Annotated in this window: 29 protein-coding genes and 1 tRNA gene; 14 read left to right on the top strand and 16 right to left on the bottom strand. The window is 67.1% G+C overall.

Going from position 1 to position 26,146, the window contains the following annotated elements:
• Genes AC07VX_RS00750 through AC07VX_RS00730 form a run of 5 tightly spaced genes read right to left on the bottom strand, consistent with a single transcriptional unit; the run spans position 1 to position 3,224 of the window.
• Positions 1-642 carry a PilX N-terminal domain-containing pilus assembly protein gene (locus tag AC07VX_RS00750; protein ID WP_493163648.1) on the bottom strand — a complete coding sequence of 214 codons (642 nt, stop codon included), beginning with the start codon at positions 640-642 and terminating at the stop codon, positions 1-3.
• Positions 639-1,679: a PilW family protein gene (locus tag AC07VX_RS00745; protein WP_493163649.1), complete on the bottom strand. Its 1,041-nt coding sequence runs from the start codon at positions 1,677-1,679 to the stop codon at positions 639-641. The genes AC07VX_RS00750 and AC07VX_RS00745 overlap by 4 nt, the downstream gene beginning before the upstream one ends.
• Entirely contained in the window at positions 1,679-2,164 is a 486-nt protein-coding gene (gene pilV, locus AC07VX_RS00740; RefSeq protein WP_493163650.1) for a type IV pilus modification protein PilV, read from the bottom strand. Before pilV ends, AC07VX_RS00745 begins: the two co-directional genes overlap by 1 nt.
• Positions 2,158-2,784, bottom strand: a complete 627-nt coding sequence (locus tag AC07VX_RS00735) for a pilus assembly FimT family protein (protein ID WP_493163651.1) — start codon at positions 2,782-2,784, stop codon at positions 2,158-2,160. The genes pilV and AC07VX_RS00735 overlap by 7 nt, the downstream gene beginning before the upstream one ends.
• Positions 2,778-3,224 (bottom strand): type IV pilin protein, encoded by a 447-nt coding sequence (locus AC07VX_RS00730; protein ID WP_493163652.1) that lies wholly within the window; start codon positions 3,222-3,224, stop codon positions 2,778-2,780. Before AC07VX_RS00730 ends, AC07VX_RS00735 begins: the two co-directional genes overlap by 7 nt.
• 312 nt (positions 3,225-3,536) lie before the next feature.
• On the opposite strand from AC07VX_RS00730, the gene AC07VX_RS00725 reads away from it, so the two are divergent.
• The 6 genes from AC07VX_RS00725 to AC07VX_RS00700 are packed head-to-tail and all read left to right on the top strand — an operon-like array spanning position 3,537 to position 7,497.
• Positions 3,537-4,349, top strand: coding sequence for an ABC transporter ATP-binding protein (locus tag AC07VX_RS00725; RefSeq protein WP_493163653.1), 813 nt, complete (start codon positions 3,537-3,539; stop codon positions 4,347-4,349).
• Positions 4,346-5,125 carry a lipid asymmetry maintenance ABC transporter permease subunit MlaE gene (gene mlaE, locus AC07VX_RS00720; protein ID WP_493163655.1) on the top strand — a complete coding sequence of 260 codons (780 nt, stop codon included), beginning with the start codon at positions 4,346-4,348 and terminating at the stop codon, positions 5,123-5,125. Before AC07VX_RS00725 ends, mlaE begins: the two co-directional genes overlap by 4 nt.
• Before the next feature lie 12 nt (positions 5,126-5,137).
• Positions 5,138-5,629 (top strand): outer membrane lipid asymmetry maintenance protein MlaD, encoded by a 492-nt coding sequence (mlaD, locus tag AC07VX_RS00715; RefSeq protein ID WP_493163656.1) that lies wholly within the window; start codon positions 5,138-5,140, stop codon positions 5,627-5,629.
• Positions 5,626-6,489, top strand: coding sequence for an MlaA family lipoprotein (locus AC07VX_RS00710; RefSeq protein WP_493163657.1), 864 nt, complete (start codon positions 5,626-5,628; stop codon positions 6,487-6,489). The genes mlaD and AC07VX_RS00710 overlap by 4 nt, the downstream gene beginning before the upstream one ends.
• A 55-nt stretch (positions 6,490-6,544) precedes the next feature.
• The gene (locus AC07VX_RS00705) at positions 6,545-7,186 is read left to right on the top strand and encodes an MlaC/ttg2D family ABC transporter substrate-binding protein (protein WP_493163658.1); all 642 of its coding nucleotides are present in this window, start codon (positions 6,545-6,547) and stop codon (positions 7,184-7,186) included.
• Between the two features lie 2 nt (positions 7,187-7,188).
• Positions 7,189-7,497, top strand: a complete 309-nt coding sequence (locus AC07VX_RS00700; RefSeq protein WP_493163659.1) for an STAS domain-containing protein — start codon at positions 7,189-7,191, stop codon at positions 7,495-7,497.
• A gap of 6 nt (positions 7,498-7,503) precedes the next feature.
• Here AC07VX_RS00700 and AC07VX_RS00695 read toward each other — a convergent pair whose 3' ends face one another.
• The gene (locus tag AC07VX_RS00695) at positions 7,504-8,364 is read right to left on the bottom strand and encodes a MurR/RpiR family transcriptional regulator (RefSeq protein ID WP_493163850.1); all 861 of its coding nucleotides are present in this window, start codon (positions 8,362-8,364) and stop codon (positions 7,504-7,506) included.
• A gap of 88 nt (positions 8,365-8,452) precedes the next feature.
• Positions 8,453-9,898 carry a glucose-6-phosphate dehydrogenase gene (gene zwf, locus AC07VX_RS00690; protein WP_493163660.1) on the bottom strand — a complete coding sequence of 482 codons (1,446 nt, stop codon included), beginning with the start codon at positions 9,896-9,898 and terminating at the stop codon, positions 8,453-8,455.
• Between the two features lie 123 nt (positions 9,899-10,021).
• On the opposite strand from zwf, the gene tal reads away from it, so the two are divergent.
• Genes tal through AC07VX_RS00675 form a run of 3 tightly spaced genes read left to right on the top strand, consistent with a single transcriptional unit; the run spans position 10,022 to position 13,217 of the window.
• Complete coding sequence (gene tal / locus AC07VX_RS00685; RefSeq protein ID WP_493163661.1) at positions 10,022-10,963, top strand: transaldolase; 942 nt, start codon at positions 10,022-10,024, stop codon at positions 10,961-10,963.
• Between the two features lie 2 nt (positions 10,964-10,965).
• Positions 10,966-12,600 carry a glucose-6-phosphate isomerase gene (gene pgi, locus AC07VX_RS00680; protein ID WP_493163662.1) on the top strand — a complete coding sequence of 545 codons (1,635 nt, stop codon included), beginning with the start codon at positions 10,966-10,968 and terminating at the stop codon, positions 12,598-12,600.
• On the top strand, positions 12,597-13,217 hold the full coding sequence (locus AC07VX_RS00675; RefSeq protein WP_493163663.1) for an HAD family hydrolase: 621 nt from the start codon (positions 12,597-12,599) through the stop codon (positions 13,215-13,217). The genes pgi and AC07VX_RS00675 overlap by 4 nt, the downstream gene beginning before the upstream one ends.
• Here the strand turns inward: AC07VX_RS00675 and AC07VX_RS00670 are convergent, their stop codons facing one another.
• The 6 genes from AC07VX_RS00670 to pilB all read right to left on the bottom strand — a co-directional run bounded on the left by AC07VX_RS00670 (position 13,218) and on the right by pilB (position 18,752).
• Complete coding sequence (locus tag AC07VX_RS00670; protein ID WP_493163665.1) at positions 13,218-13,430, bottom strand: DNA gyrase inhibitor YacG; 213 nt, start codon at positions 13,428-13,430, stop codon at positions 13,218-13,220. It lies immediately after the preceding gene.
• Entirely contained in the window at positions 13,427-14,182 is a 756-nt protein-coding gene (zapD, locus tag AC07VX_RS00665) for a cell division protein ZapD (protein WP_493163666.1), read from the bottom strand. The genes AC07VX_RS00670 and zapD overlap by 4 nt, the downstream gene beginning before the upstream one ends.
• 14 nt (positions 14,183-14,196) lie before the next feature.
• Positions 14,197-14,802, bottom strand: a complete 606-nt coding sequence (coaE, locus tag AC07VX_RS00660) for a dephospho-CoA kinase (RefSeq protein ID WP_493163667.1) — start codon at positions 14,800-14,802, stop codon at positions 14,197-14,199.
• A gap of 4 nt (positions 14,803-14,806) precedes the next feature.
• Positions 14,807-15,745: a prepilin peptidase gene (locus AC07VX_RS00655; protein ID WP_493163668.1), complete on the bottom strand. Its 939-nt coding sequence runs from the start codon at positions 15,743-15,745 to the stop codon at positions 14,807-14,809.
• Between the two features lie 97 nt (positions 15,746-15,842).
• Entirely contained in the window at positions 15,843-17,066 is a 1,224-nt protein-coding gene (locus tag AC07VX_RS00650; RefSeq protein WP_493163669.1) for a type II secretion system F family protein, read from the bottom strand.
• Between the two features lie 18 nt (positions 17,067-17,084).
• Complete coding sequence (gene pilB, locus AC07VX_RS00645; RefSeq protein ID WP_493163851.1) at positions 17,085-18,752, bottom strand: type IV-A pilus assembly ATPase PilB; 1,668 nt, start codon at positions 18,750-18,752, stop codon at positions 17,085-17,087.
• Between the two features lie 615 nt (positions 18,753-19,367).
• On the opposite strand from pilB, the gene AC07VX_RS00640 reads away from it, so the two are divergent.
• A complete protein-coding gene (locus tag AC07VX_RS00640) occupies positions 19,368-20,969 on the top strand; it encodes a GGDEF domain-containing protein (protein ID WP_493163670.1) in 1,602 nt (533 codons plus the stop codon).
• Positions 20,970-21,173: 204 nt separating this feature from the next.
• Here the strand turns inward: AC07VX_RS00640 and AC07VX_RS00635 are convergent.
• Both AC07VX_RS00635 and ispB read right to left on the bottom strand, forming a co-directional pair.
• Positions 21,174-21,250: transfer RNA gene (locus AC07VX_RS00635), tRNA-Pro, on the bottom strand.
• Between the two features lie 20 nt (positions 21,251-21,270).
• On the bottom strand, positions 21,271-22,200 hold the full coding sequence (ispB, locus tag AC07VX_RS00630; protein ID WP_493163852.1) for an octaprenyl diphosphate synthase: 930 nt from the start codon (positions 22,198-22,200) through the stop codon (positions 21,271-21,273).
• 377 nt (positions 22,201-22,577) lie between these two features.
• Here ispB and rplU point away from each other — a divergent pair, with 377 nt between their 5' ends.
• From rplU to proB, 4 genes are all read left to right on the top strand, one after another.
• On the top strand, positions 22,578-22,889 hold the full coding sequence (gene rplU / locus AC07VX_RS00625) for a 50S ribosomal protein L21 (RefSeq protein WP_025564359.1): 312 nt from the start codon (positions 22,578-22,580) through the stop codon (positions 22,887-22,889).
• Between the two features lie 36 nt (positions 22,890-22,925).
• Entirely contained in the window at positions 22,926-23,189 is a 264-nt protein-coding gene (gene rpmA / locus AC07VX_RS00620; protein WP_493163671.1) for a 50S ribosomal protein L27, read from the top strand.
• 133 nt (positions 23,190-23,322) lie between these two features.
• Complete coding sequence (obgE, locus tag AC07VX_RS00615; RefSeq protein WP_493163672.1) at positions 23,323-24,396, top strand: GTPase ObgE; 1,074 nt, start codon at positions 23,323-23,325, stop codon at positions 24,394-24,396.
• Entirely contained in the window at positions 24,393-25,508 is a 1,116-nt protein-coding gene (gene proB / locus AC07VX_RS00610) for a glutamate 5-kinase (protein ID WP_493163673.1), read from the top strand. The genes obgE and proB overlap by 4 nt, the downstream gene beginning before the upstream one ends.
• A gap of 1 nt (position 25,509) precedes the next feature.
• Here the strand turns inward: proB and AC07VX_RS00605 are convergent, their stop codons facing one another.
• Positions 25,510-26,127 carry an RNA pyrophosphohydrolase gene (locus AC07VX_RS00605; RefSeq protein WP_493163674.1) on the bottom strand — a complete coding sequence of 206 codons (618 nt, stop codon included), beginning with the start codon at positions 26,125-26,127 and terminating at the stop codon, positions 25,510-25,512.
• Positions 26,128-26,146 lie beyond the last annotated feature (19 nt).

Raw genomic sequence — 26,146 nt, 5'->3', positions numbered from 1 at the left:
TCAGATGGCGACCATGGCCTGGATGAAGCTGGTGGCGTTGCGCGTGCCTTGCACGCGCACCGTGATGCGGTAATAGACCTGGCTGGCCTCTTTAAGCTTGAGGCTGCTGGACTTGCTGCTGGTCTGGATGGCCGCCGGCAGCACGGGGACTGCCTCGCAGCGGCTGACCGTCGGCTCGCCCGCGTTGGCGCAGAGGCGGTGGATGACGAACGAGACCTGGTTGCCCGCGGCGTCCGCGGGCAGGGCGTTGACCACGTTGGCCGTCACCAGCGTCTGCCAGAACCCCTCCCAGGTCTGGTTGGCGGGCGGGTCGGCGCGCGTGGCGATGTAGCTGTAGGTTTCGGTCGCGCTCTGGGCGATGTTGTTGAAGAGCTTGTTGGCCGGGGTCATCGGTGCCGGGGCTGCATTGCGCTGCTCCAGCTCTTGCGTCTTCTGCTCGAGCCATGCGATGGCCGTCTCGACGCCCACGTCGGCAGCCTGCAAGGCGGCCTGCTGGTAGGCCAGGTTGCCGGCTACGCGGTTGCTGCCGAGCACGCCGCGCATCAGGCCGATGGCCGCGAGCGACATCGCGGCGAGCACGATGAGGGCCAGCACCAGCACCAGGCCGTGCTGGCGGGACGAGTGGGTGAAGCGGGTGTTCATGGCGGGCATGTCGCGAATGCCACGTCCGTGGCGCCGGGGATGTTGCGCAACGGCACGGTGGTCTCGAAGGTCTTGTAGCGGTAGAGCTGCCAGTCGGCGTTGGTCGAGCTCAGCGTGATCGGCGCGGAGCCGGCCCAGCTCGGGGCGCTGGCGGCCACGTTGCTGGTCTCGGCCTGGCGGCTGCGCGCGACGAGGGCCAGGCGCAGGCCGACGACGCGCGACCAGCCGCACCAGGTCGTCGGCGCGGTCTGGTCGTAGGTGTCGACGGCGGCATCCCGGGTCGCGCTGGTGTCCTTCGCATACTCGGCACGCAGGCTGACGACGCCGTCGGCGACCTCGGTCCAGTTGACCGGGGCGGCGTCGGCGCAGTTCTGCGTCAGGAAGTCGCAGCTCGTCAGCCGGCCGGAGCGCACGGCGTAGGCGACGAAGCGCGGCGTGCGGCCGAGATTGAACAGTGTGCCGTTGGACACGTTGGGCGTGCCGAGGGCCACGGTCACGTTCGTCGCCGCGGGGGCGGTGGCAAGGCTGGTCAGGTCCAGCGTGCAGGGCGCGGCGCGGTTCTGGGGAGTGGCGACAACGCGGTCGCCGACCTGGAAAGCCTGCGGTGCGGTGACGGAGTAGGTCGCCGCGCCGGGCTGTGAATTGATCAGGCTGCCTTCCGGCGAGCCCCAGCCCGAGCCGTAGCTGACGACGAGGATGTCGGTGTCGTTGTCACCGTCGGGAATGCCCGGCGGGTTGATGAAGACCGGCACCAGCTCCGCGATGCTGCGGCCGTTGCCGAGGTTGAGGCTGCAGTCCAGCATGTGCGTGTTGCTGAAGCCCTGGCCGGCCTGGCGCAGGTCTCGCTGCAGCAGGCTGACGGCGATCGCGCCAGTCGTCTGCGCGTCGTCGCCGCCGGTGGTGTTGCGTCGCTGGCCTTCGGAGACCTTGAAGATCTGCGTGATGACGATGACGGCGGCCATCGCGACGACGATGCCGACCATCAGCTCGACGAGGCTGAAACCGCGGGCACTGCGCTGGGAGGAGGGGCGGCGCATCACTTGATCTCGTTGGTCAGCACAAAGCTGTGGGCGGGGTCCGCGGCGGGCTCGCCGGGTGCCTTCCAGCGCATCGTGATGGTCACGCGCGTGCTCGGCGTCAGGCCGACGGGCACGGCGCTGGCGGCGCCCACGATGGCGTTCAGCGGCGCGACGCTGGTGAACGTCACTGTCGGGGGATAGGTGGCGGCGCCGGGCAGCTCGGCCGCGACCTTGGTCTTCCAGGCCAGGTAGCCGGGGCCGCCGCCGGCGTTGCTGGTGAAGGCCGCGTTCAGCGTCGCGAAATCGCGGCTGGTGATCCACATCTGGCCGATGAGCTCATTGGCCAGCAGGGTCGCGTCCGTCCTGTACTTGGCCTGGCCGGACTGCTTGATCGCATTGGCCTGCAGGCCAACCAGGCCCAGCACGCCGAGCGCGAAGATCAGCAGCGCGATCAGCACTTCCAGCAGCATGACGCCGGATTGGGGGCGGCGGGAGTTCAGCATGCTTGCGGGTCGCCCGAGGCGGCGGTGGGGTTGCACATGCGCACCTGGCCGCCGGTCGAGACGACGATGCGCAGACAGGTCACCTTGCCGCCGTTGGCGACGCATCGGCCGACGCTGGTGGCGGGGGTGATGTCGATGGTGACGGCGGCCGTTGTCGTGGCCGGACTGATCGGCACCTGGCGGCCCAGACCGTTGAAGACAACCTGGGCGGCGTCGGCGGCCACCACGACGCCGCGACCGGTTTCGGTGGCGGAACGCACTTGAAGAATGCTTGGCGCTACGGTGTCACTCGGGGCCGCGTTGCACTGGCCCTCGACGGAATCCGCAGCGGCGTTTGCGTCGACGATGTCGACGACCCAGTTCGCGGTGTTCGTGCTGCGCGCGCAGGTGGCATCCAGCGTCGTGGTCAGCTGAAAGCGGACCTGGGTGTTGCGCGTCGTGGCCTCGCTCTTGGCGTACTGCAGGCCGGCCAGCAGGCCTTCGGCGGTCGAGCGGATGCGCGTGCCGGCGATCCACGGGCCGAAGCTCGGCGCCGCGACCGCGAGCAGCACGCCCATGATGACGAGGGCCACCATGGCCTCGATCAGGCTGACGCCGCGCTGCGGGCTGACGGTCAGCACGAGCCGTCCTTCTTGGTGACCCAGCAGGTCGTGGACGCCGTCCAGCCCGTCGGCACCGTGGTGGACTTGGCGCCGGCCTGGTTCACCGTGTAGTTGAAGTTGGCCATGGAGCTCTTGCCCGTGGCCGTGAGCACGTAGGCGCTGGCCGTGACGCTGCCGGCGGTGCAGGCGAAGTCGAAGTATTTGCTTGTCGTGGTGTCGCTGGCACAGGCCGGCGCGTTCACATAGGTGCGGTTGTCCTGGAAGAACTGCTCCATCTGCACCTGCTTGGAAGACAGGCCGGAGGTCGCATCGGGAATGCGGCCACGCGTCACGTAGTCCTTGTACTGCGGCACTGCCACGGCAGCCAGGATGCTGATGATGGCCACGGTGATCATCAACTCGATGAGCGTGAAGCCTTGAGCGGTGCGGGCGGCGGTGAGTCGGAGAGTGCGGGGCATGATGGCGCTTTGCATGGCAGTGGCAGGTATTTTGGTGTCGGTCGCGATGGGCGCGATACCGCTCGTCGCGGAGCGGCGAACGCTGGTCGCGGCCCGGCCGCGATTCGTGAACTGGCGCACGCTTGCACGCCCGCCACGTGGTTTCCAGGCGTCGATGAACGCAAGCAGACGTAACGCCTCAGGGGGCGAATTCGGATCTCCGCCAGGAGCATGGATCGTCATGACGTCAGCCTTCCCCAGTGCCAACCCGGGGGCTCTTGGTGTTTCCCCTATCATGGCGCCCTTTCTTCCGCCTGGCTCCGGCCCGCCCGCGTGAACCCTCCGGCAACCGCACCCCTGATCGAACTGCGTAACGTCAGCGTCGGCTATGGCGACCGCGTCATCCTGAATGGCGTCAACCTCAAGCTCGAACGCGGCAAGGTGCTGGCCTTGATCGGCACCTCGGGCGGCGGCAAGACCACCGTGCTGCGCCTGCTCGGCCGGCAGCTGCGACCCTTGAGCGGCCAGGTGCTGTTTGACGGTCAGGACCTGGCGCCGCTGGATCTGTCCGGCCTCTATGCCGTGCGCCGGCGCATGGGCATGCTGTTCCAGTTCGGCGCACTCTTCACCGACCTCAGCGTGTTCGAGAACGTCGCCTTCCCGCTGCGCGAGCACACCGATCTGTCCGAGGCCATGATCCGCGACCTGGTGCTGATGAAGCTCAACGCCGTCGGCCTGCGGGGCGCGCGCGACCTGCTGCCCAGCGAGATCTCGGGCGGCATGGCGCGCCGCGTCGCGTTGGCCCGCGCGATCGCGCTGGACCCTGATCTGGTGCTCTACGACGAGCCCTTCGCCGGCCTGGACCCCATTTCCCTGGGGGTGGCCGCGCGGCTGATCCGCGACCTGAACGACGCGCTGGGGCTGACCAGCATCATCGTGTCGCACGATCTGCACGAGACCTTCGAGATCGCCGACGAGGTGGCCATGATCGCCAACGGCCGCGTCGTGGCCCAGGGTACGCCCGAGGAATTGCGCCACAGCGACGACCCGCTGGTGCACCAGTTCGTCGGCGCCGAGGCCGACGGGCCGGTGCGCTTTCATCAGCCGGCCCGGCCGGTGGGCGAGGACTTCGGGGTGTCGGCATGATGGGCTTGGCCAAGCGCATCGGCGCGGGCCTGCGCCTGACGCTCGTCGACGTCGGCGCCGCGGCGCGGCTGTTCCTCGGTCTGCTGGCGCGTTCGCCCAGGGCGCTGGCGCGTTTCGGCCTGGTGCGCGAGCAGGTCTTCTATCTGGGCAACCGCTCGCTGTCCATCATCGGCGTGTCCGGGCTGTTCGTCGGCTTCGTGCTGGCACTGCAGGGCTATTACACGCTGCAGCGCTACGGTTCGGCGGAGGCCGTGGGCCTGCTGGTGGCGCTCAGCCTCGTGCGTGAATTGGGGCCCGTCGTCTCGGCGCTGTTGTTCGCCGGCCGGGCGGGCACCTCGCTGACGGCCGAGATCGGCCTGATGAAGGCCGGCGAGCAGCTGACCGCCATGGAGATGATGGCCGTCGATCCGGTGCAGCGCGTGCTCGCGCCGCGCTTCTGGGGCGGTTTCATCGCGATGCCCTTACTTGCGGCAGTCTTCTCGGCGGTCGGCATCATCGGCGGCTGGCTGGTGGCGGTGCCATTGATCGGCATCGACGCCGGTGCGTTCTGGTCGCAGATGCAAGGCGGCGTGGATGTGTTCGCCGATGTGGGCAACGGCGTCATCAAGAGCCTGGTGTTCGGCGTGACCGTCACCTTCGTGGCATTGCTGCAGGGCTATACCTGCAGCCCGACGCCCGAGGGGGTGTCGGCCGCCACGACGCGCACCGTCGTGCTGGCGTCCCTCGCCGTGCTGGCGCTGGACTTCATGCTGACCGCGCTGATGTTTTCGATTTAGGGAGAAGGAAGGATGCAATCCTCTCGATACGACGCCTGGGTGGGTTTTTTCGTGCTGATCGGCGGCGCGGCCCTGCTGTTCCTGGCGCTCAAGGCGGGCAATCTGCTGAGCCTCAACTTCGACGAGACCTACCAGGTGTCGGCGCGCTTCGACAACATCGGCGGACTGAAGGCGCGTGCGGCGGTGAAAAGCGCCGGCGTGGTGGTGGGCCGCGTGGAGTCCATCAGCTTCGACGACAAGACCTTTCAGGCCAAGGTGGTGCTCAACCTGCACAAGGCCACGCTCTTCCCCAAAGACAGCTCGGCCAAGATCCTGACCGCAGGCCTGCTGGGCGAGCAGTACATCGGTCTGGAGCCCGGCGCCGACGAGAAGAACCTGGCCGCCGGCGACGTGATTCGCCAGACGCAGAGCGCCGTCGTGCTCGAGAACCTGATCGGCCAGTTCATTAACAGCAAGGCGTCGGACATGGGCAGTACCGCGCCGGCACCGGGAGGCAAGCCGTGAGCCGCCTCCTCCGTGCCCTGGCGCTGCTGACCCTCGTGCTCGGCCTGGCGGGCTGCCAGACCGTGAAGGGCGTGGGCACGCGCATCGAGCGGGCGGTCGACAAGGTCATGGGCTCCAAGGGCCAGAAGCTGGACCCCTGGGAATCCTGGAACCGCAAGGTCTTCGCCTTCAACGAGAGCCTGGACGCCAACGTCCTCAAGCCCGTGGCGACGGCCTACTCCGAGATCGTGCCGGCGCCCATCCGCACCGGCATCGACAACTTCTTCGGCAACATCGGCGACGCTTGGTCGGCCGTGAACCTGCTGCTGCAGGGGCGCTTCAAGGCGGGGGTGGAGCAGGGCATGCGCTTTGCCGTCAACTCCACCTTCGGCCTGGTCGGCGTGCTGGATGTCGCCACCGAGGCCGGCCTGGAGAAGAACAGCCAGGACTTCGGCAAGACGCTGGGCAAATGGGGCATGGGCACGGGCGCCTACATCGTCTGGCCGCTGTTCGGCCCCTCATCGGTTCGCGACTCGCTGGCGCTGCCGGTGGACTGGCAGGCCTCGCCGTCCGTGGTGTTCGACGACGGCCGCAAGAAGGTGCTGATCACCTCGCTGAACATCGTCAACGCGCGCGCCAACTTCCTGCGTGCTGGCGACATGCTCGAAGGCATTGCGCTGGACAAATACACCTTTTACCGCGATGCCTATCTTCAGCGGCGCGGCAGCTTCGATGATGACGAAGAGGTCGAGGTGCTGGTGCCTGGCAGCGGCGCCTCGGCGCCGACCGCTGCCGCTTCGGCCGCTTCTTCCCCGGCGGCCCCGGAGCCGGTCGCCACTGTGAAAAAACCCGCCGAACCCGCCTCAGCGGCGACGCGGTGAACCAAAGTCCGGGCTGGCGCGTTGAGCGTCGGTCCCGTTCAGAGAAAGCGACACCATGACCTTGCTGACTTCCCTGCGCCGCCTGCTCGCCGTGGCCTCCCTTGGCCTGGGCCTCGTGCATGCCGCCCATGCGGCCGATGCCGGCGCACCCGACCAGCTGATCCGCCAGCTTTCGCTGGAGACCATCGAGGCCGTCAAGGCCGATAAGGACATCCAGGCCGGCAACATCGGCAAGATCATTGCCCTGGTGGACGCCAAGGTGATGCCCCACGTCAACTTCCAGCGCATGACGGCCTCGGCCGTCGGCCGCTTCTGGCGCCAGGCCACGCCCGACCAGCAGGGCAAGCTGCAGGCCGAGTTCAAGACCCTGCTCGTGCGCACCTACGCCGGCGCGCTGACCCAGGTGAAGGACCAGACCATCGGCCTCAAGCCCCTGCGCGCCCAGCCGACCGACACCGAAGTTGTCGTGCGCACCGAGATCCGCGGCAAGGGTGACCCCATCCAGCTCGATTACCGCCTGGAGAAGACCGGCGACGTCTGGAAGATCTATGACGTCAACGTGCTCGGCATCTGGCTGGCGGACCAGTACCGCAACAGCTTCGCCCAGGAGATCGGCGCCAACGGCATCGACGGCCTGATCAAGAGCCTGGCCGACAAGAACGCCAAGGCCAGCGCTCCGGCCACCGCCAAGGGCTGATCTTGAGCGGCCTGAAGCTGCCCACGCGGCTGCGCATGGACGGCGCACGCGCCGCCTGGGCGCAGATGTCGCCGGCCCTGCGTGCCGAGGCTGCCCAGGTGCTGGCCGCGGCCGGGCGCGAGGTGAGGTTGTCGGCTGCCGAGCTGACGGACTTCGACTCGTCGGCGCTGAGCCTGCTGCTGTCGGCCGCGCGCCAGTGCGGCGAACAGGGCGCGACGCTCAAGCTGAGCGATGCGCCCGACAAACTGCGCGAACTGGCCCGCGTCTACGGCGTCGCCGAGCTTCTGTGGCCGCCAACAACGGCGGCCTGAGCCGTCTCAGCCCGCGTAGCGCTTGGCGCGCAGGTTCTTCTTGATCTCCTGCAGCACGGGCCGCAGGTGCTGGCCCAGGCGCAGCGCCACACCCGTCGTCAGGATGTCCACCGCGATCAGGTGCAGCAGCCGCGACACCATGGGGCTGTAGCGGTCGAAGTCCTCGGGGTGGTCCACCGCCAGCAGGATCTGGCTGGGGCCCAGCGCCAGCTGCGCCAGCGGCGACGCGCTGGCCGTGATGATGATGATGGTCGCGCCCTTCTTGCGCGCGATCTCGGCCGCGTCCAGCAGGTCGCGGCTGCGGCCGGAATTGCTGATGATGACGGCACAGTCGCCCGGCTGCAGCATCGTGGCGCTCATCAGCTGCACATGGCCGTCGCTGGTGGCGACGGTGTTCACGCCGAGGCGGAAGAACTTGTGCTGGGCATCCTGAGCCACGATGCCGGAGTTGCCGACGCCGTAGAACTCGATGCGCCGGCCGTGCCGCGCCGAGTCGGCCAGCGCGTCGATGGCGCGCTCGAAGGCATGGCTGGCGGCGTCGTTGCGGTAATGCAGCAGCGCGGCGACGGCGTTGTCGACGACCTTGACGATGATGTCCTGCGGCTTGTCGTCCTCGTCCACCGCGCGGTGGACGAAGGGCACGCCCTCGTTGACGCTGCCGGCGAGCTTGAGCTTGAAGTCCGCCAGGCCGTCGTAGCCGACGCTGCGGCAAAAGCGCACCACCGTCGGCTTGGACACGTGCGAGCGGTCCGCCAGCTCGCTGACCGGCAGGCTGGCGAAGCTGCGCGCATCGGCCAGCAGCAGCTTGGCGACCCGCTGCTCGGCCGGGGGCAGGGCGGGCAGGGCCGCCTTCACGCGTTCGAGGATGCTCATGTTGACTCCCCGCTCAACGGGTAGGTTTCGCGGCCCTCCAGCAGGGCGCAGCCTTGCTTGGGGCGGCCCAGCGCTGCGGCCTTCATTGCTCTTCCGCCCAGCTGAAGCCGTCACGCGCCACCAGCGCGCTCGCGGCGGCCGGGCCCCAGGAACCGGCGGCATAGGGGCGTGGGCCGTTGCCATCGGCCGCCCAGGCGTCGAGGATGGGTTCGACCCAGCGCCAGGCCTGCTCCTGCTCGTCGCTGCGCACGAACAGGTTCAGGCGGCCGGCGATGGCTTCCAGCAGCAGGCGCTCGTAGGCGCCGACGCGCTGGGCCGCGAAGGCCTTGTCGAAGTCCAGGTCCAGCGTGACCGGCGTCAGCTGCTCGCCGTGGCCGGTTCCCTTCTGGGCCAGAAGCTGCAGCTCCAGGCCGTCCTCGGGCTGCAACTTGATGACGAGGCGGTTGGGCAGGCTGGCTCCCGGGAAGATCTGGTGCGGCACGGGGCGGAAGTTGACGACGATCTGGGCGTCGCGCGCGGCCAGGCGCTTGCCGGTGCGCAGGTAGAAGGGCACGCCGGCCCAGCGCCAGTTCTCGACCTCGGTGCGCAGAGCCACGAAGGTCTCGCAGGGGCTGTCCGCCGGCACCTTGACCTCTTCCAGATAGCCGGGCACGGGATGCCCGCCGCACATGCCGGCGCGGTACTGGCCGCGCACGACGTCTCGGCCCACCGACTCGCGCGTGAAGGGCTTCAGCGCCCGTAGCACCTTGAGCTTCTCGTCGCGGATCGCGTCGGCGTCGTTGCTGGCCGGCGGTTCCATCGCGATCATGGTCAGCAATTGCAGTGCATGGTTCTGGATCATGTCGCGCAGGGCGCCGGTGCCGTCGTAGAAGGCACCGCGCGTGCCGACGCCGAGCTGCTCGGCCAGCGTGATCTGGATGTTGGCGATGCTCTCGCGGCGCCACAGCGGCTCGAACAACGCGTTGCCGAAGCGCAAGGCCATCAGGTTCTGCACCGAAGGCTTGCCGAGGTAGTGGTCGATGCGAAAGGCCTGGCGCTCGGCGAACACCGAGCGCACCGTGCGGTTGATCTCCTGGGCGCTGGCCAGGTCGTGGCCCAGCGGCTTTTCGAGCACGACGCGCACCTTGTCGTGGTTCAGGCCCACGGCGCCCAGCTGTTGGCAGATGCCGGTGAACAGATGCGGGCTGGTGGCAAGGTAGAGGACGACGGTGTCGGCATCGCGCGCATCCAGCCAGTCCTTCAGCCCCTGGTAATGCTCGGGCTGGGACAGGTCCATGCGGCGGTAGTGGATGAGCCCGGCGAAGCGCTCGAACTCCTCGTCGCTCGGGCGCTTGCCCGCCTCGACCTCGCGAAAGCGCTCCTTCAGCCATTCGCGGTAGCGCTCATCGGTCTGCTCGTCACGCGCGACGGCGAGAATGCGACCGCCTTCGGGCAGCTTGCCGTGCCGGAAGGCCTGGAAGAGTGCAGGCATCAGCTTGCGCCACGTCAGGTCGCCGGTACCACCAAAGAACACGAGATCGAAGGACATCAGCGGGGTCTCCAGGCCAGCGCTTCCGCAGGAGCGCTAACCGTTGTGTAACTAAGTTTCGTGAAATACTATGCAGCAGTTTCTTCGTCGGGTCAATCCAGTCGACCCGAAGACAGGCAGACCATGAACCAGCTCGACCAGCTCAAAGCCTTCACCACCGTCGTTGCCGACACAGGCAACTTCCTGCAACTGGCTCAGTTCGCCCCGCGTGACGCGACGACCAATCCTTCGCTGATCCTGAAGGCCGTGCAATCGCCGGATTACGCGCCACTGCTGAAGGCCACCGTCGACGCCCACCGCGGCCAGCCGCTGGACGAGATCGTCGACCACGTGCTGGTTCGCTTCGGCCTGGAGATCCTCAAGGTCGTGCCGGGCCGTGTGTCCACCGAGGTCGATGCGCGGCTGTCCTTCGACAAGGCCGCCAGCCTGGCGCGCGCGCGCCGCATCATTGCGCTGTACGAGGCTGCGGGCATCGGCCGCGAGCGCGTGCTGATCAAGCTTGCCTCCACGTGGGAGGGCATTCAGGCCGCCGCCGAATTGGAGCGCGAGGGCATCCGCTGCAACCTGACGCTGCTGTTCGCCTTCGCGCAGGCCGTGGCCTGCGGCGAAGCCAAGGTGCAGCTGATCTCGCCTTTCGTGGGCCGCATCTACGACTGGTACAAGAAGTCGGCCGGTTCGAGCTGGGACGAGGCCACGATGGCGGGCGTCAACGATCCAGGCGTCAAGTCGGTGACGCAGATCTACGGCTACTTCAAGCAGCACGGCATCAAGACCGAGGTCATGGGAGCGAGCTTCCGCAACATCGGCCAGATCCAAGCGCTCGCCGGCTGCGACCTGCTGACCATCAGCCCCGATCTGCTGGCCCAGCTTCAGGCGACCGATGCCAAGCTGGAGCGCGCACTCGATCCGGCCAAGACCGCTGCCATGCCGGCCGTCAAGCTTGACGAAGCCGCCTTCCGCTTCGCGCTGAACGAGGACGCCATGGCCACCGAGAAGCTGGCCGAGGGCATCCGTCTGTTCGCCGTAGACGCCGGCAAGCTCGACAAGCTCATCGAAGCCGCCTGACCATGACGACACGCTGCGACCTCTCGCCCGTCTGGGCTGAACTTCAGGCCCATTTCGACCAAGACGGTGCCGCGAGCGGTCGCGGCTTCGACATCCGCGAGGCCTTCAAGGCCGACGCAGGCCGCTTCGGCGCACTGTCCTTCGAGGCGCCTGAAGTCTTTGCCGACCTGTCCAAGAACCGCATCGACGCCGCCACGCTGGCCCTGCTGCTGAAGCTGGCCCGCGACTGCGGCCTGGAGGCGCGCCGCGACGCGCTGCTGCGAGGCGACCCGGTCAACCACACCGAAGGCCGCGCGGTGCTGCACACGGCGCTGCGCGCGCCGGCTGGCAGCGAGGCGCCCTTCAACGCCGAGGTGCAGGCATCCCTGGACGCGATGCTGGCGTTTGCCGAAAGCGTGCGGCGTGGCGAACGCGGCGCCATCGCCGACGTCGTGCACATCGGCATCGGCGGCAGCGACCTCGGCCCGGCGATGGTCGTGCAGGCGCTGGAAGCCTTCCGCGCACCGGGCCTGAAGCTGCACTTCGTCTCCAACGTCGACGGCCATGATCTGGCGCCCGTGCTCCGCGCCCTCGATCCCGCGCACACCCTCTTCGTCATCGCGTCCAAGACCTTCACGACGCAGGAGACCCTGGCCAACGCCCAGGCTGCCAAGGCCTGGTTCCTGGCCGCCGGTGGCACGGACATCGCGCGCCACTTCGTCGCCACCAGCAGCAACACCGCGGCCGCAGCGGCCTTCGGCATCGACACGGCCTTCGGCTTCTGGGACTGGGTCGGTGGCCGCTACTCGCTGTGGTCGGTCATCGGCCTGCCCATCGCCATTGCCGTCGGTGCCGACAACTTCCGCGCGCTGCTGGCTGGCGCACATGCGATGGACCAGCACTTCGCCAGCACGCCGCTGGCGCAGAACCTGCCGGTGCTGCTGGGCCTCGTCGACATCTGGTACCGCAACTTCCATGGCTTCACGAGCCGCAGCGTCGCGCCTTACCACCAGGGCCTGCGCCGCCTGCCGGCCTACCTGCAGCAGCTGGAGATGGAAAGCAACGGCAAGGGTGTGGACCTGGACGGCAATGCGCTTCGCCTGAGCACTTCGCCCGTCGTCTGGGGCGAGGCCGGCACCAACGGCCAGCATGCCTACTTCCAGATGCTGCACCAGGGCACGGACGTGATCCCCGTCGAGTTCATCGCCGTCAAGCGCCCCAACCATGGTGCCAGCGGTGAACTGGCCGACAAGCTGGCCGACCAGCACCGCAAGCTGCTGGCCAACTGCCTCGCGCAGAGCCAGGCCCTGATGCAGGGCAAGACCGCCGCCGAGGCACTGGCCGAGAAGGCGCCCACCGCCTCTGCCACGCTGGACCGCGATGTCCTGTCCCGCCATCGCAGCTTTCCCGGCAACCGCCCGAGCACAACGCTGGTGCTGGACGCGCTGACGCCGCGCTCGCTGGGGGCGCTGATCGCGCTCTACGAGCACCGCGTCTTCGTGACCGGCGCGCTGTGGGGCATCAACAGCTTCGACCAGTGGGGCGTGGAGCTGGGCAAGGCGCTATGCAACCAGTTGCTGCCGCGCCTTGAGTCGGGCGATGCAGCCGGCCTGGACGGTTCGACGGCCGGTCTGCTGGCCCGCTTGGTGTCGGCATGAGGATCGTCTTCGACTTCGGCGGCGTGCTGTTCCGCTGGCATCCGGCCAGCTTCCTGGCCCGGCTGTGGCCGCACCGCATCGAGACGCTGGAGCAGGGTGCGGCCGCCGCGGCGACCTTTTTCCAGAACTACGGCGGCGACTGGGGCTTGTTCGATCAGGGGCTGGTCAGCGCCGACGAGGTCGTGCGCCGCATTGCCGCACGCACCGGCTGGCCGCAGGGCGAGGTGGCTGCCGTCGTGCGCGCCGTGCCGGACGAACTGATGCCCATCCCGGCCACCCTCGTCTTGATCCGCGATCTGCGCGCTGCCGGCCACACGCTGCACTTCCTGTCCAACATGCCGGAGCCGTTTGCCGATCACCTCAGCAAGACTTATCCGCTTGCCGATTGGTTCGAGTCCGGCCTGTTCTCCGGCCGCGTCAAGCAGATCAAGCCCAGTGCGGAGATGTTCGGCATGGCCGAGCGGCATTTCGGCGTGCCGCCGCAGGAGCTGCTCTTCCTCGACGACCATCCGGTCAATGTCGATGCGGCGCTGGCGCGCGACTGGCAGGCCTTCCTGTTCACCGATGCCGCCAGCGCGCGGCGCGAGCTAGTGTCCAGGCGTCTGCTGAACGCCTGATCAGTGCATCAGCGGCTCGCCGCCGGGCCCGAGCTCGTCGGGGTCCTGGGGCGGCGTGGCCGGCACGCGGAAGCTCTCGCTGGCCCAGGCGCCGAGGTCGATCTGGCGGCAACGTTCGCTGCAGAACGGCCGCCATTTGTTGCTGGGCGAGAAGACGCTGTCGCCGCCGCACTGCGGGCAGCGGACGATGCGCGGCTTGGCTTCGCCGCTCATGCGCACAGGGCCAGCTCGAAACCGGCGTCTTCCTGGGCTAGCTTGAGGCGGCCCTCTTCGTCCTGGCGCATCAGGCGGATGGAAACCATCAGCCGGTGGCCCGAGATCTCGGGGATGAGACCGAGGCTGGGGTCGATGCGCATGCGCAGCAACTGGTAGACGCGGCCCGCCGGCAGGCTTTGCTGGAACTGGCCGGCCGTGGCGGCCACCTTGTGCGGCGTGCCCGAGTCGCGCAGCAGGCCCAGCAGCACCTGCAGGGCTTCGGCCAGCGGCATCAGCGTCTGGGCCCAGCCCATCAGGTCCTTGCGGCGGCGCACCGGCAGCAGCTGCTGCCAGTTGTAGTAGGCAGGCAGGTCGAACTCGCAGGTGCCGCCGGGAATGCTGATGCGGCTGCGGATGCTCATCAGCCAGTCGTTGCTGGTCAGGGCCACGCCGGTCTTGCCGGCCACGGCGTTCAGGCGCTGGAAGGCGCCGTCGATGCGGGCGACGACCTCGTCCAGCCGTGCTTCGTCGAGGCCGGCGCTGCCACGATAGGCATTGAACTGGACCTTGTGCTTTTCGAGCTCCTTGAGCAGGTCGCTCTTCAGGTCGGCGCGCGAGGCGACGTCCAGGATTTCGAACAGGGTGACCAGCGCGAAATGATGATCCAGCGCGGTATCGCGGGCCATCAGGGCACCGAGGCGGTCGAACAGGTGTTCGAGGCGGAGCATCGTGCGGATGCTCTCGTTGAACGGGTACTCGTACAGGACCACGGCGGCAACTTCAGTCAGGGCGCCGCGATTGTTTCACAGCCCCAGCGCACGGCCAGGCGCATGACCTCGTTTCTGAGCGTGGCGAGCGGGAGGCCGTCGTTCAGCAGCACCGCATCGGCCGCCGCACGGCGGGCCTGACGAGTCGTCTGAGCGGCGAGTGCGCCGCCAACGCGCTCGCGGGTCCAGCCCGGGCGCTGCAGCACGCGCGCGATCTGTGTCTCGACGGAGCAGTCGACGACGAGCACCCGCGAGACGCGCGATCGCCAGCGGCCTGACTCCACCAGCAGCGGCACGTCGAAGACGACCAGCCGGGACGTGGCCGCCCCAGCCTGGGCCAGCGCCTCGGCCGAGATCAAGGGATGCAGTATGGCTTCCAGGCGGCGTTTGGCGCCGACGTCGGAGAAGGCCAGCGCCCGCATGCGCTCGCGGTCCAGCGCGCCATCGGCGGCGACGAAGTCCGTGCCGAACTCGCGGGCGACCGCCGGCATGGCCGCGCCGCCGGGCAGGGTGAGGGTGCGCGAGATCGCGTCGGTGTCGACGACTGTGGCGCCTGCCTCGCGCAGAAAGCCGGCGACCGTGCTCTTGCCGCTGCCGATGCCGCCGGTCAGGCCCGCGCGCATCCCGTCATGCCCAGCCGAGCCAGCCCAGCACGGTGGCCTGGCCCGCGAACAGCACGACCAGCCCGCCCCCAGCCAGGAAGGGGCCGAAGGGCACGTAGCGGCCCTCGCGCAGGCCGGCGTTCATCTTCATAACGATGCCGACGATCGCGCCGATGGCTGAGGCGCCGAGCACGATGGGCAGGATCATCTGCCAACCCAGCCAGGCTCCGAGCGCGGCCAGCAGCTTGAAGTCGCCATAGCCCATGCCCTCCTTGCCGGTGGCCAGCTTGAATAGCCAGTAGACCGACCACAGCGACAGGTAGCCGGCGAGCGCACCGATCAGGGCCTTGTCGAGCGGGATCGTCCAGCCCATGAGCGCGGCCAGGAGGCCGGCCCACAGCAGGGGCTGGTTGATGGCGTCCGGGAGCAGCGTCGTGTCCCAGTCGATCATGGCCAGCGCGATCAGCGCGGCAACGAAGCCGCACCAGAGCAGCGTCGTCGGCTGAGCGCCGAAGCGCCAGGAGAGGGCAGCGAAGGCGAGACCCGTGACGGCCTCGACGAGGGGATAGCGCCTGGAGATCGGCGCCTTGCAGGCGGCGCATTTGCCGCCGAGGCGCAGCCAGCCGACGACGGGCAGATTCTCGTGCCAGCGCAGCTGATGGCCGCAGTGCGGGCAGCGCGAGCGCGGCTTGGAGATGCTGAAGGGCGCCAGGGCCTCGATCTTGGTGCCATAGGCGTCGACGGCTTTGGCCAGCGTTTGCGTCTCGGTCCTGGGCACGCCGATGACGCGCGCCATCGCATCCGCGTCGGTCAGCTGGGCGGCGGACTCGTGCAGCCACTGGCGCTCCAGCATCAGCGGGATGCGGTGGATGACGACGTTCAGAAAGCTGCCGATGCACAGGCCCAGGATTCCCAGTACCCAGGGCGAGAGCCAGACGGACCAGTCGATGGAGGCAAGAGGCATGGCGGGCGCGTGAAATGAAGGGGCGGGACAGGCGGGAGTCTGACCGCCTTCCCATGGTGGACGGGCGCGGCCGCCTTGGCCCCGCGCCCGTGCGGCGTCAGACCACCGAGCCGAGCTTGAAGATGGGCAGGTACATCGACACGACGATGCCGCCGATCAGACCGCCGAGGATGACGATGATGAAGGGCTCCATCAGGCTGGACAGCGCCTTGACGGCCTCGTCCACCTCGTCCTCGTAGAACTCGGCTGCCTTGCCCAGCATGTGGTCCAGCGAGCCCGATTCCTCGCCGATGGACGACATCTGCAGCACCATCGTCGGGAAGATGCCGGTGGCCTGCATCGAGGTCGTCAGCGCGGCGCCGGTCGAGACGTCGCGCTGGATCTGTTCGGTGGCCTCCGCGAACACCGCGTTGCCCGAGGCGCCCCCGACCGAGTCCAGGGCTTCGACCAGCGGCACGCCGGCGGCGAACATCGTCGACAGCGTGCGCGTCCAGCGCGCGATGGCCGACTTGAACATCAGGTCGCCGAACACGGGCACCTTCAGCAGGAGTCGGTCCATGCGCTTTTGCATCGCCTCGGAGCGCTTCCAGCTCTGCAGGAAAAAGTAGATGCCGCCGCCGATGGAGCCGAAGATCGCCCACCAGTAGGCGACGAAGAACTTGGACATCGCGATGACCATCATCGTCGGCGCCGGCAGGTCGGCGCCGAAGGACTTGAACACGTCCTCGAAGGCGGGCACGACGAAGATCATGATGACGGCGACGACGACAAAGGCCACCACCATGACGGCCACCGGGTAGGTCAGGGCCGACTTGATCTTGTTCTTGATGGCAACGGTCTTCTCCTGGTAGACCGCGAGCCGGTCCAGCAGGGCTTCCAGGATGCCGCCCGCCTCACCGGCCTCGACGAGGTTGCAGTACAGCGCATCGAAGTACATCGGATGCTTGCGGAAAGCCGAGGACAGGCTGGTGCCGGTCTCGACGTCCTGGCGGATGTCGTTGAGCAGCCGCGTCAGGCGCGGGTTGGTCGCGCCGCGGGCAACGATGTCGAAGGACTGCAGCAGCGGCACGCCGGCGCGCATCATCGTCGCCAACTGGCGCGTGAAGATGGCGATGTCCTTCTGCTTGATGGACGTGCCGCCACTGGAGCGGCGCTTCTTGACCTTGTTGACGAGGATGCCCTGGCGGCGCAGCGTGGCGCTGACCATGGCTTCGCCGCCGGCGCGCAACTCGCCCTTGACGATCTTGCCGTTGCGATCCTTGCCTTCCCACTCGAAGACGAAATCCTTGACGCCTTTTGCTGCAGCGGTGGCGGTGGCCATGCGCTCTCCTCGCGACTGTTATTCGTTGGTGGCCGACAGGACTTCTTCGAGCGTCGTGACGCCCACCCGGACCTTGACGAGGCCCGACTGTCGCAGGTCGCGCACGCCTTCCTTCTTGGCCTGTTCGGCGATGTCCATCGCCGTTCCCTCGGAAAGGATGATGCGCTGGATGTCCTCGGTGATGGGCATCACTTGGTAAAGGCCGACGCGGCCCCTGTAACCATTTGTGCAATTGCTGCAGCCGACGGCGCGATAGGGCTTCCAGCTGCCGTCGAAATCCTCATCGACAAAACCGGCCTTGAGCAGGGCCTCGCGTGGGTAGTCGGCGGGCGCCTTGCAGTTCTCGCACAGCCGCCGCACCAGGCGCTGTGCGGTGATCAGCAGCACGCTGGAGGCGATGTTGAACGGCGCGACGCCCATGTTCAGCAGGCGCGTCAGCGTCTTGGGCGCGTCGTTGGTGTGCAGCGTCGACATGACCATGTGGCCCGTCTGTGCGGCCTTGATGGCGATGTCGGCCGTCTCCAGGTCGCGGATTTCGCCGACCATGATGATGTCCGGGTCCTGGCGCAGGAAGGACTTCAGCGCCGCCGAGAAGTTCAGCCCGGCCTTGTCGTTGACGTTGACCTGGTTGATGCCCGGCAGGTTGATTTCGGCCGGATCCTCGACGGTCGAGATGTTCACGCCCGGCTGGTTCAGGATGTTCAGGCAGGTGTAGAGCGACACCGTCTTGCCCGAGCCGGTCGGCCCGGTCACTAGCACCATGCCGTAGGGCCGGTAGATGGCCGCCATCAGCCGCTCCTTCTCGATCTTCTCGTAACCCAGCGCGTCGATGCCGAGCTTGGCCGAGGAGGAGTCCAGGATACGGATGACGATCTTCTCGCCGAACAGCGTGGGCAGCGTGCTGACCCGGAAGTCGATGGACTTGGCGCCGAACTTCAGCTTCATGCGCCCGTCCTGGGGCACGCGGCGTTCGGCGATGTCCAGCCGCGAGATCACCTTGATGCGCGAGGACAGCTTGTCCTTGATGGCAATGGGCGGCTGCGTGATCTCGCGAAGTTCGCCGTCAACGCGGAAGCGCACGCGGTAGTGGAATTCGTAGGGTTCGAAATGCAGGTCGGAGGCGCGCAGATTGATGGCGTCGACCAGCATCTTCTGCAGGAAACGAACGACAGGCGCGTCCTCGACGTCGGCGAGCTCGGCCGCCTCCTGCTGCGGCGCGGCGTCCTCCTCGGCGATGTCGAAGTCGAACTCGCCGCCAGCGATGGACTCCAGCGCCTCTGCTGCACTGGCGCCGGCCGTGCTGAGCATCTTGGCCAGCTTGTCGTGCTCGACGATGACCCATTCCGGCTGCAACTGCGTCGCGAACTTGATACGCTCGATGACCTCGAGGTCGGTCGGGTCAGCTCCGCCCACAAAGAGCCGGCTGCCGCGCCGTGACAACGCCACGACCTGGTATTGCTGCATTAGCTTCGCGTCGATGACGTTCTGCGGCATGCGTTGCAGGTCCATCGCCGACAGGTCCAGCAGCGGCAGGGCCAGGGCGCTCGACAGCGTGTGGGCCAGATCGGCCGGCGACACCTGGCCGCTGGCGATCACCGCGTTGACGAAGCTGATCTTTTTTTCGCGCGACTGCTTGACCAGGTCTTCGGCGGCCTTGGCCTGAAGCTTGCCGGCATGCACCAGCATGCGCGCGACCCCCGACAGGGCGGACTGAAGCGGCTCGGCTAGCGTGGTTTCCACAGGCAGTTGCGTCGGCGACGGAGGGAGCGAAGTCCGTCGATTGTGCCAGTCATGGACGGTTGAAGAGGCAAACCTGTCGGCCCTGGGCATCGTGAAGTTTTTCGCGTGCCGGCGGCCGCTCGTCAGGGCCTTGCTCCGCGGTTCGATGGCGAGATCCTGCCGGCCGGCGAGAGCAGCCGGTCGCCAACGGCAGTGCTGCCGCATCTGCGGGCAGCAAGGCCGAGGGTCGCGGCCTCAGCTTGAGCGGTCTGAGGAGCGAGCCGTTTCATCCTGAGTGGCAACCGAGCCGGCTGCTGGTGCTGGCTGGGGCGGCCAAGCAGAGCATTGTTCCGAAGCCCCGCACGTGCTGCTTCAAGAACCGACGGCAATTGGCAGGCCTGCGCCATTTCGGTGTTGAAACGCGCTCGGCGGGCTGGTGGCGACGTCCTCGCGAGGACTGCATGGAGGTGCGGCTGTCCCGTGAGTTGTCGTATGCCCGGAGACAGGCTTGCCAGGTCGGTCGTGCTAAAAAACGCAGCCGACCTGCCGCAGGCAGGCGCTGCAATTCCGTTGGGAGGCGGAATGACCGAAAGCAACGACGACATTGCGCTGCACAGAGCGCACGAGGCCCTGGAAGTCGGCGACGCGGAGCAGGCGACGTTCCTGGCGCGCTCTGTTCTTGAAGCTGCCCAACTCCGGCGGGACAGGTTGTACGAAGGCCGGGCGCTCGCTTGCCTGGCGCATTGCGACCGACAACTGTCGCGGTTGCGCGGAGCCCATTGCAGCAGCCAGCGCGCCGCCCATCTCCTGCGTCAGGAAATGGACGTTGCCTACGAGGTCATGGCGCTGACTACCCATTCCCATACCGCGACAAGTCTCGGGCGTGTTGACGAAGCCGTTGAGAGTGCGTTGCTCGCGGTCTCGCTATCCGAAGGGCTGGCGCCGTCCCACATTCAGCCGCTCGCGCACAACTATTTGGGCACGGCGTACTTCTGGTGCAAGGACTGGACCCGTGCAGAGGCGGCATTCGAACGTTCAGTGGCTCTGGCCAGGGCCGTCGAGCCGCTCGCGAGCCCGCTGCAGCCTCTGCTGAATCTTGCCTTCCTTGAGGCGTTCCGATACGCGGTGGTGCGATTCGAAGGCCAGGTCGCTCCGTCCTGCGTCATGCTGGATGCGCGACTCCAGCGTTGCGCCGAGGTCATTGATGCCTATGGCGACGAGAGCCTCATGCCTGGCAACACCGTCACCGCCAGGACCCTGTCGCACGTGTTCAATGGGCTCGCTGGCGCCTGGACAGGCCGCATGGCGTCAGCCGCCGCAGAGCTTGTGTGGTGCGAAGCCTGGGAAGGAAAGTTTGGACAGACCACCTGGCTGACGGGCATGCGCCGGTGGCTGCAAGCAGAGGTCGCGTGGGCGAATGGCGACCTCGTGATGGCGGTCAACCTCGCCAACGAGATGGTTGCCACCTCCTCGCACGCAGAGCACGAGGAGCTTGCGCGTCTTGGGCATCTGGTTGTTGCGACGCTGCACCGCGCGCTCGGCGACAGAGGCGCTGAAGCCGACGAGTTGACCAGATTGGTGAAGCGGAGCGAAGCCAACCGGGTTGAAGCGCTCGCAAGCCGCGCACAGGTGGTTGAGTGGCAGCTGGAAGCGCGGGCATCAGCGGACCACATCGTTCGCCTTGAGTCCCAATCTCGCATGTTGGAACAGCTTTCGCTCGAAGACAGCTTGACCGGAATTCCAAACAGGAGGGCTCTCGACAGAAAGTTGTCGGCCCATGGTTCAACCGGCCAGCGGATCGAGCATAAAACCTGCCTTGCGCTCGTCGACGTGGACCGCTTCAAACAAGTCAACGACACCTTCACGCATCATGTCGGCGACGAAGTGCTGAAGGTTGTGGCCGACATCATGTCCAGCTCGGTGCGGTCCGGAGATTTTGTGGCGCGCCTTGCTGGTGATGAGTTCGTGGTGCTGTTCGAGCGCGCAGCACTCGCGGACGCTCAGCAAATCTGTGCGCGGATGAAGGCTGCGGTCCGCGACCACGACTGGGACGCCCTCGCGCAGGGGCTGCGGGTCAGCATCAGCGTCGGCATCGAGCAGGCGCAATCGGGTGAATCCATCCAGTCCCTCCTGCAGCGCAGCGACAAACAGATGTACGCCGACAAGCGTCGAGCCAAGATCTAGAGGCGCCGACAGGCTGCGGTTTCGTCAAGTTGCTCGACGCGGGGCTCGAGATGGCTTGAGGGCGGGTTCGCTAGGCGAAAAGCTTTAGCCGGCGGCGTCGTCTTGTGCCGCCAAACCTGTTTGCGTGGAACAGACCTGGAACAGAAACGGCCAGAAGTACAAAAGCCTCGCATTGCGAGGCTTCGTTTGATGTACAAGAAATTCTGGTCGGGGTGAGAGGATTCGAACCTCCGGCCTCTACGTCCCGAACGTAGCGCTCTACCAGGCTAAGCTACACCCCGATGTCTTGTGTTGAGTGACTCTAGGAGTGGCGCTCAACCGACTGAATTGCGAATTCTAGCAGAGATTCTGTCCACTTGTTGGGTGGCAGCAGCTTCAGGCAGTCGGCTGCATGCCGCGCCTCGGTGCGGGCTGCTTCGCGCGTGGACTCCAGTGCGCCGGTCGAGCGCACGATGGCGACGATCTCCTGCAGCTTTTCCTGCTCGCCTTCCTCGATGGCATGGCGTAGCAGGGCGCGCTGCTCTGGCGTTGCGCGCTCCATCGCGATCAGCAGGGGCAGCGTCGTCTTGCCTTCGCGCAGGTCGTCGCCGATGTTCTTGCCGAGTTCGTGGGCATCGCCCTCGTAGTCAAGCACGTCGTCGATGAGCTGGAAGGCGGTGCCGAGCGCGCGGCCATACGCGGCACAGGCTTCCTCAACCTCGGGCGTGGCATCGGCCAGCACGGCGCCGAGCCGGGCGCTGGCCTCGAAGAGCTTGGCGGTCTTGAAGCGGATCACGCGCAGGTAGCTCTCCACCGTGATGTCCGGGTCATGCATGTTCATCAACTGCAGGACCTCGCCCTCGGCGATGACGTTGGTGGCCTCGGCCAGCACCTCCAGCACGCGCATGCGGTCGACCGAGACCATCATCTGGAAGGCGCGTGAATAGAGGAAGTCGCCGACCAGCACGCTGGCTGCATTGCCGAACAAGGCATTCGCTGTCGGCTTGCCGCGACGCAGCGACGACTCGTCGACGACGTCGTCGTGGAGCAGCGTGGCCGTGTGGATGAACTCGACGACCGCCGCCAGCTCGAAGCGTGCGGATTGGTCGAAGCCCAGCGCGTTCGCGAACAGCAGCACGAGCTTGGGGCGCATGCGCTTGCCGCCGGCATGCACGATGTAGTGCGCGATCTGATCGATCAGCGCCACATCTGAGCTCAGGCGCTGGGCGATGACGGTGTCGACCTGGGCCATTTCGGCGGCCAGCAGGGCGAGTACCTCGGCAACTTGGGATGGGGGCGAGGCAGTCTCGACGCGCACTCTGGACTCTCAAGCTAGGGATCCGGGATTATAGGAAGACCGCCCGCTGCTCCCCGTGAGCCGGCGGCTCTGACGTTTGTCGTTGGGCTTGCAGCGGACGTGGCGGCAGAGGGCATTGCCTATAGGGCAAAGCTCCGGGTATACTCGTGGGCTCTTCGCAATCCGTGCGTCCCTGGCGTGCGCCTTGCTGGAGACTGAAGTCCATAAAACTGACAAAAAGGCCCGGCGAGGGCGGCGGCGCAACGTGAAGACGAAGCGCAGCGCTGCTGGAGCCAGGTGAATGCACCTCAGGGTGCGAAAGGAAGTTCCACATGTACGCGGTCATCAAAACCGGCGGCAAGCAGTACAAGGTTGCTGCTGGCGAAAAGATCAAGGTCGAGCTGCTCGACGCGGAAGTTGGCGCCGAGGTCACCCTCGACCAGGTGCTGGCAGTTGGCAGCGGTGACGGCTTGACCGTCGGCGCGCCGCTGGTTGCTGGCGCCACCGTCAGCGCCAAGGTCGTCAGCCACGGCAAGCACGACAAGGTTCGCATCTTCAAGATGCGCCGTCGCAAGCACTACAAGAAGAGCCAGGGCCATCGCCAGAACTACACCGAGCTGGAAATCAGCGCGGTGAACGGCTGACCCCTCCCTTCTTACGCTAATTTCTAGGAGCTAAACATGGCACAGAAAAAGGGCGGCGGTTCTACACGGAACGGCCGCGACTCCAAGCCCAAGATGCTGGGCGTCAAGGCTTACGGCGGCGAACTGATCTCCGCTGGTTCCATCATCGTGCGTCAGCGCGGCACCAAGTTCCACGCTGGCGTCAACGTCGGCATGGGCAAGGACCACACGCTGTTCGCGCTGGTCGATGGCCACGTCAGCTTCACCGTCAAGGGTGCGAGCAACCGTTCGACGGTCGTCGTCACGCCGCTGGCCGCCTAAGCCAGCCGTTGCAGGCGAGCGCATCGCCTGACACCCAAGCCCCGGCACACCCGGGGCTTTGTCATTTCTGAAGTCTGGCGCGCCACACGACGGCGGGCCGGTTCCAACCGAGCCATTACGATGGCTGCCCGCCATGAAATTCGTTGACGAAGCCACCATCGATGTCGCCGCCGGTAACGGCGGCGCCGGCTGCGCGAGCTTTCGCCGCGAGAAGTTCATTCCCTTCGGCGGGCCGGACGGTGGCGACGGCGGCAAGGGCGGCAGCGTCTGGGCCGAGGCCGACCGCAACCTCAACACGCTGATCGACTACCGCTACGCGCGTCGCCACGAGGCGCGCAACGGCGAGGCGGGCCGGGGTTCGGACTGCTTCGGCGCCGCGGCCGACGACATCGTGCTGCGCATGCCGGTGGGCACCATCATCACAGACCTCGAAACCGAGTCTGTCATCGGCGAGCTGCTGGAGCCCGGCGAGCGCATCCTGCTGTGCAAGGGCGGCGACGGCGGCTTCGGCAACCTGCACTTCAAGACCTCCACAAACCGTGCGCCGCGTCAGAAGACGCCGGGCTGGCCGGGCGAGATCAAGAAGGTGCGGCTGGAACTGCGCGTGTTGGCCGACGTCGGCCTGCTGGGCCAGCCCAACGCGGGCAAGTCCACGCTGATCACGGCCATCTCCAACGCCAAGCCCAAGATCGCCGACTACCCGTTCACGACGCTGCATCCCAACCTGGGTGTCGTCCGCGTCGCGCCGGAGAAGAGCTTCGTCGTGGCCGACATCCCTGGCCTGATCGAGGGGGCTGCGGAAGGTGCCGGCCTGGGCCACCAGTTCCTGCGTCATCTGCAGCGCACGCGTCTGCTGCTGCACGTCGTCGACCTGGCGCCGTTCGACCCCGAAGTCGACCCGGTCAAGGAAGCCAAGGCCATCGTGGCCGAACTGAAGAAGTATGACCCCGAGCTGCATGCCAAGCCGCGCTGGCTGGTGCTGAACAAGCTGGACATGGTGCCCGAGGAAGAGCGTGCCGCGCGGGTGAAGGACTTCGTCAAGCGCTACAAGTGGAAGGGCCCGGTCTTCGAGATCTCGGCCCTGACGCGCGAAGGCTGCCAGCCGCTGATTCACGCCATCTACGACCACGTCGCCGCCGAGCAGCGCGTGATCGAGGAGCGCGACGTCCGTTTCGACTCGCCCGAGTCCCCCAACGCCACAGAATGACCCTGCTCTCCAGCGCGCGCCGCATCGTCGTCAAAGTCGGTTCCAGCCTCGTCACCAACGAGGGCCGCGGCGTGGATGCCGAGGCGATCGCGAACTGGAGCCGCCAGCTGGCGGCCTTGGCGGGCGAAGGGCGCGAGCTGGTCATGGTCTCCAGCGGCGCCATCGCCGAGGGCATGAAGCGTCTGGGCTGGACGACACGGCCCAAGGAACTGCACGAACTGCAGGCGGCTGCCGCCGTCGGCCAGATGGGGCTGGCGCAGATGTACGAGAGCCAGCTCAGCGCGCATGGGATGCACAGCGCCCAGGTGCTGCTGACCCACGCCGATCTGGCCGACCGCGAGCGCTACCTGAACGCGCGCTCGACGCTGCTGACGCTGATGGCGCACCGCGTGCTGCCGGTCATCAACGAGAACGACACCGTCGTCAACGACGAGATCAAGTTCGGCGACAACGACACGCTGGGTGCGCTCGTCGCCAATCTCGTTGAAGCCGATGCCCTGGTCATCCTGACCGACCAGCGCGGCCTGTACTCGGCCGACCCGCGCAAGGACCCGAACGCCCGTTTCATCGACAACGCCCAGGCCGGCGACCCGGACCTGGAGCTGATGGCCGGTGGTGCCGGCTCCAGCATTGGCCGCGGCGGCATGCTGACCAAGATCCTGGCGGCCAAACGCGCAGCTGGCAGCGGTGCCGGCACCGTCATCGCCTGGGGCCGCGAGCCCGACGTGCTGCTGCGTCTGGCGCGCGGCGAGACCATCGGCACGGCCCTGCATGCGGCCACGGCCAAGCTGCAGGCGCGCAAGCAGTGGATGGTGGATCACCTGCAGATGCGCGGCGCGGTGCACATCGACGCGGGCGCCGTGGCCAAGCTGCGCGCCGAAGGCAAGAGCCTGCTGCCCATCGGGGTCACCGAGGTGCAGGGCGACTTCCACCGGGGTGACGTCATCGCCGTGCTGGCGCCGGACGGCACCGAGCTGGCGCGTGGGCTGGCGAACTACTCGGGCGCCGAGTCGCGTCTGATCGCGCGCAAGCCGTCGTCGGAGTTCGAGGCCCTGCTCGGCTATGCGGCCGAGCCCGAACTCATTCATCGCGACAATCTCGTCCTGCGCTGACTTAGCCCTGCGGCTCGCCCTCGGGCGGTGTCGCTGTCGCTTCCAGCGGCATTGAGCCGCTGCCGGCATCCAACGGCATCGGGCCGCTGTTGCGCTCGCGGTGCGCCGGCCGCATGCCGGCGCGCAGATAGCGGTTGTGGTGGTTGATGCGTGGCAGGTAGCGCGCGAGTTCGGTCAGTGCCATCTCGTAGACACCGCGCTTGAACTCGATGACCGCCTCCAGCGGCACCCAGTACTCGTTCCAGCGCCAGGCGTCGAACTCGGGATGGTCGGTGGCGCGCAGATTCATGTCGCAGTCGCGCCCTACCATCTGCAGCAGGAACCAGATCTGCTTCTGCCCGCGGTAGTGGCCGCGGGCGTCGCGCCGGATAAAGTGCTCAGGCACTTCGTAGCGCAGCCAGTCGCGCGTCCTCGCGATGATGCGTACATGCTCTGGCGTGAGCCCCACTTCCTCATGGAGCTCTCGGAACATCGCCTGCTCAGGCGTTTCACCGTGCTTGATGCCCCCTTGCGGGAACTGCCACGAATGCGTCCGGATGCGTTTGCCCCAGAACACCTCGTTGCGCTGGTTGAGCAGGATGATGCCGACGTTGGGGCGGAAGCCTTCACGGTCGAGCATAATCAACCTCAAATCTCTA

It is taken from the genome of Roseateles sp. GW821-FHT03B02 (assembly GCF_059421025.1).
The sequence above is the reverse complement of the archived record's forward strand: the minus strand, read 5'-3'. Positions and strand labels throughout refer to the sequence as shown.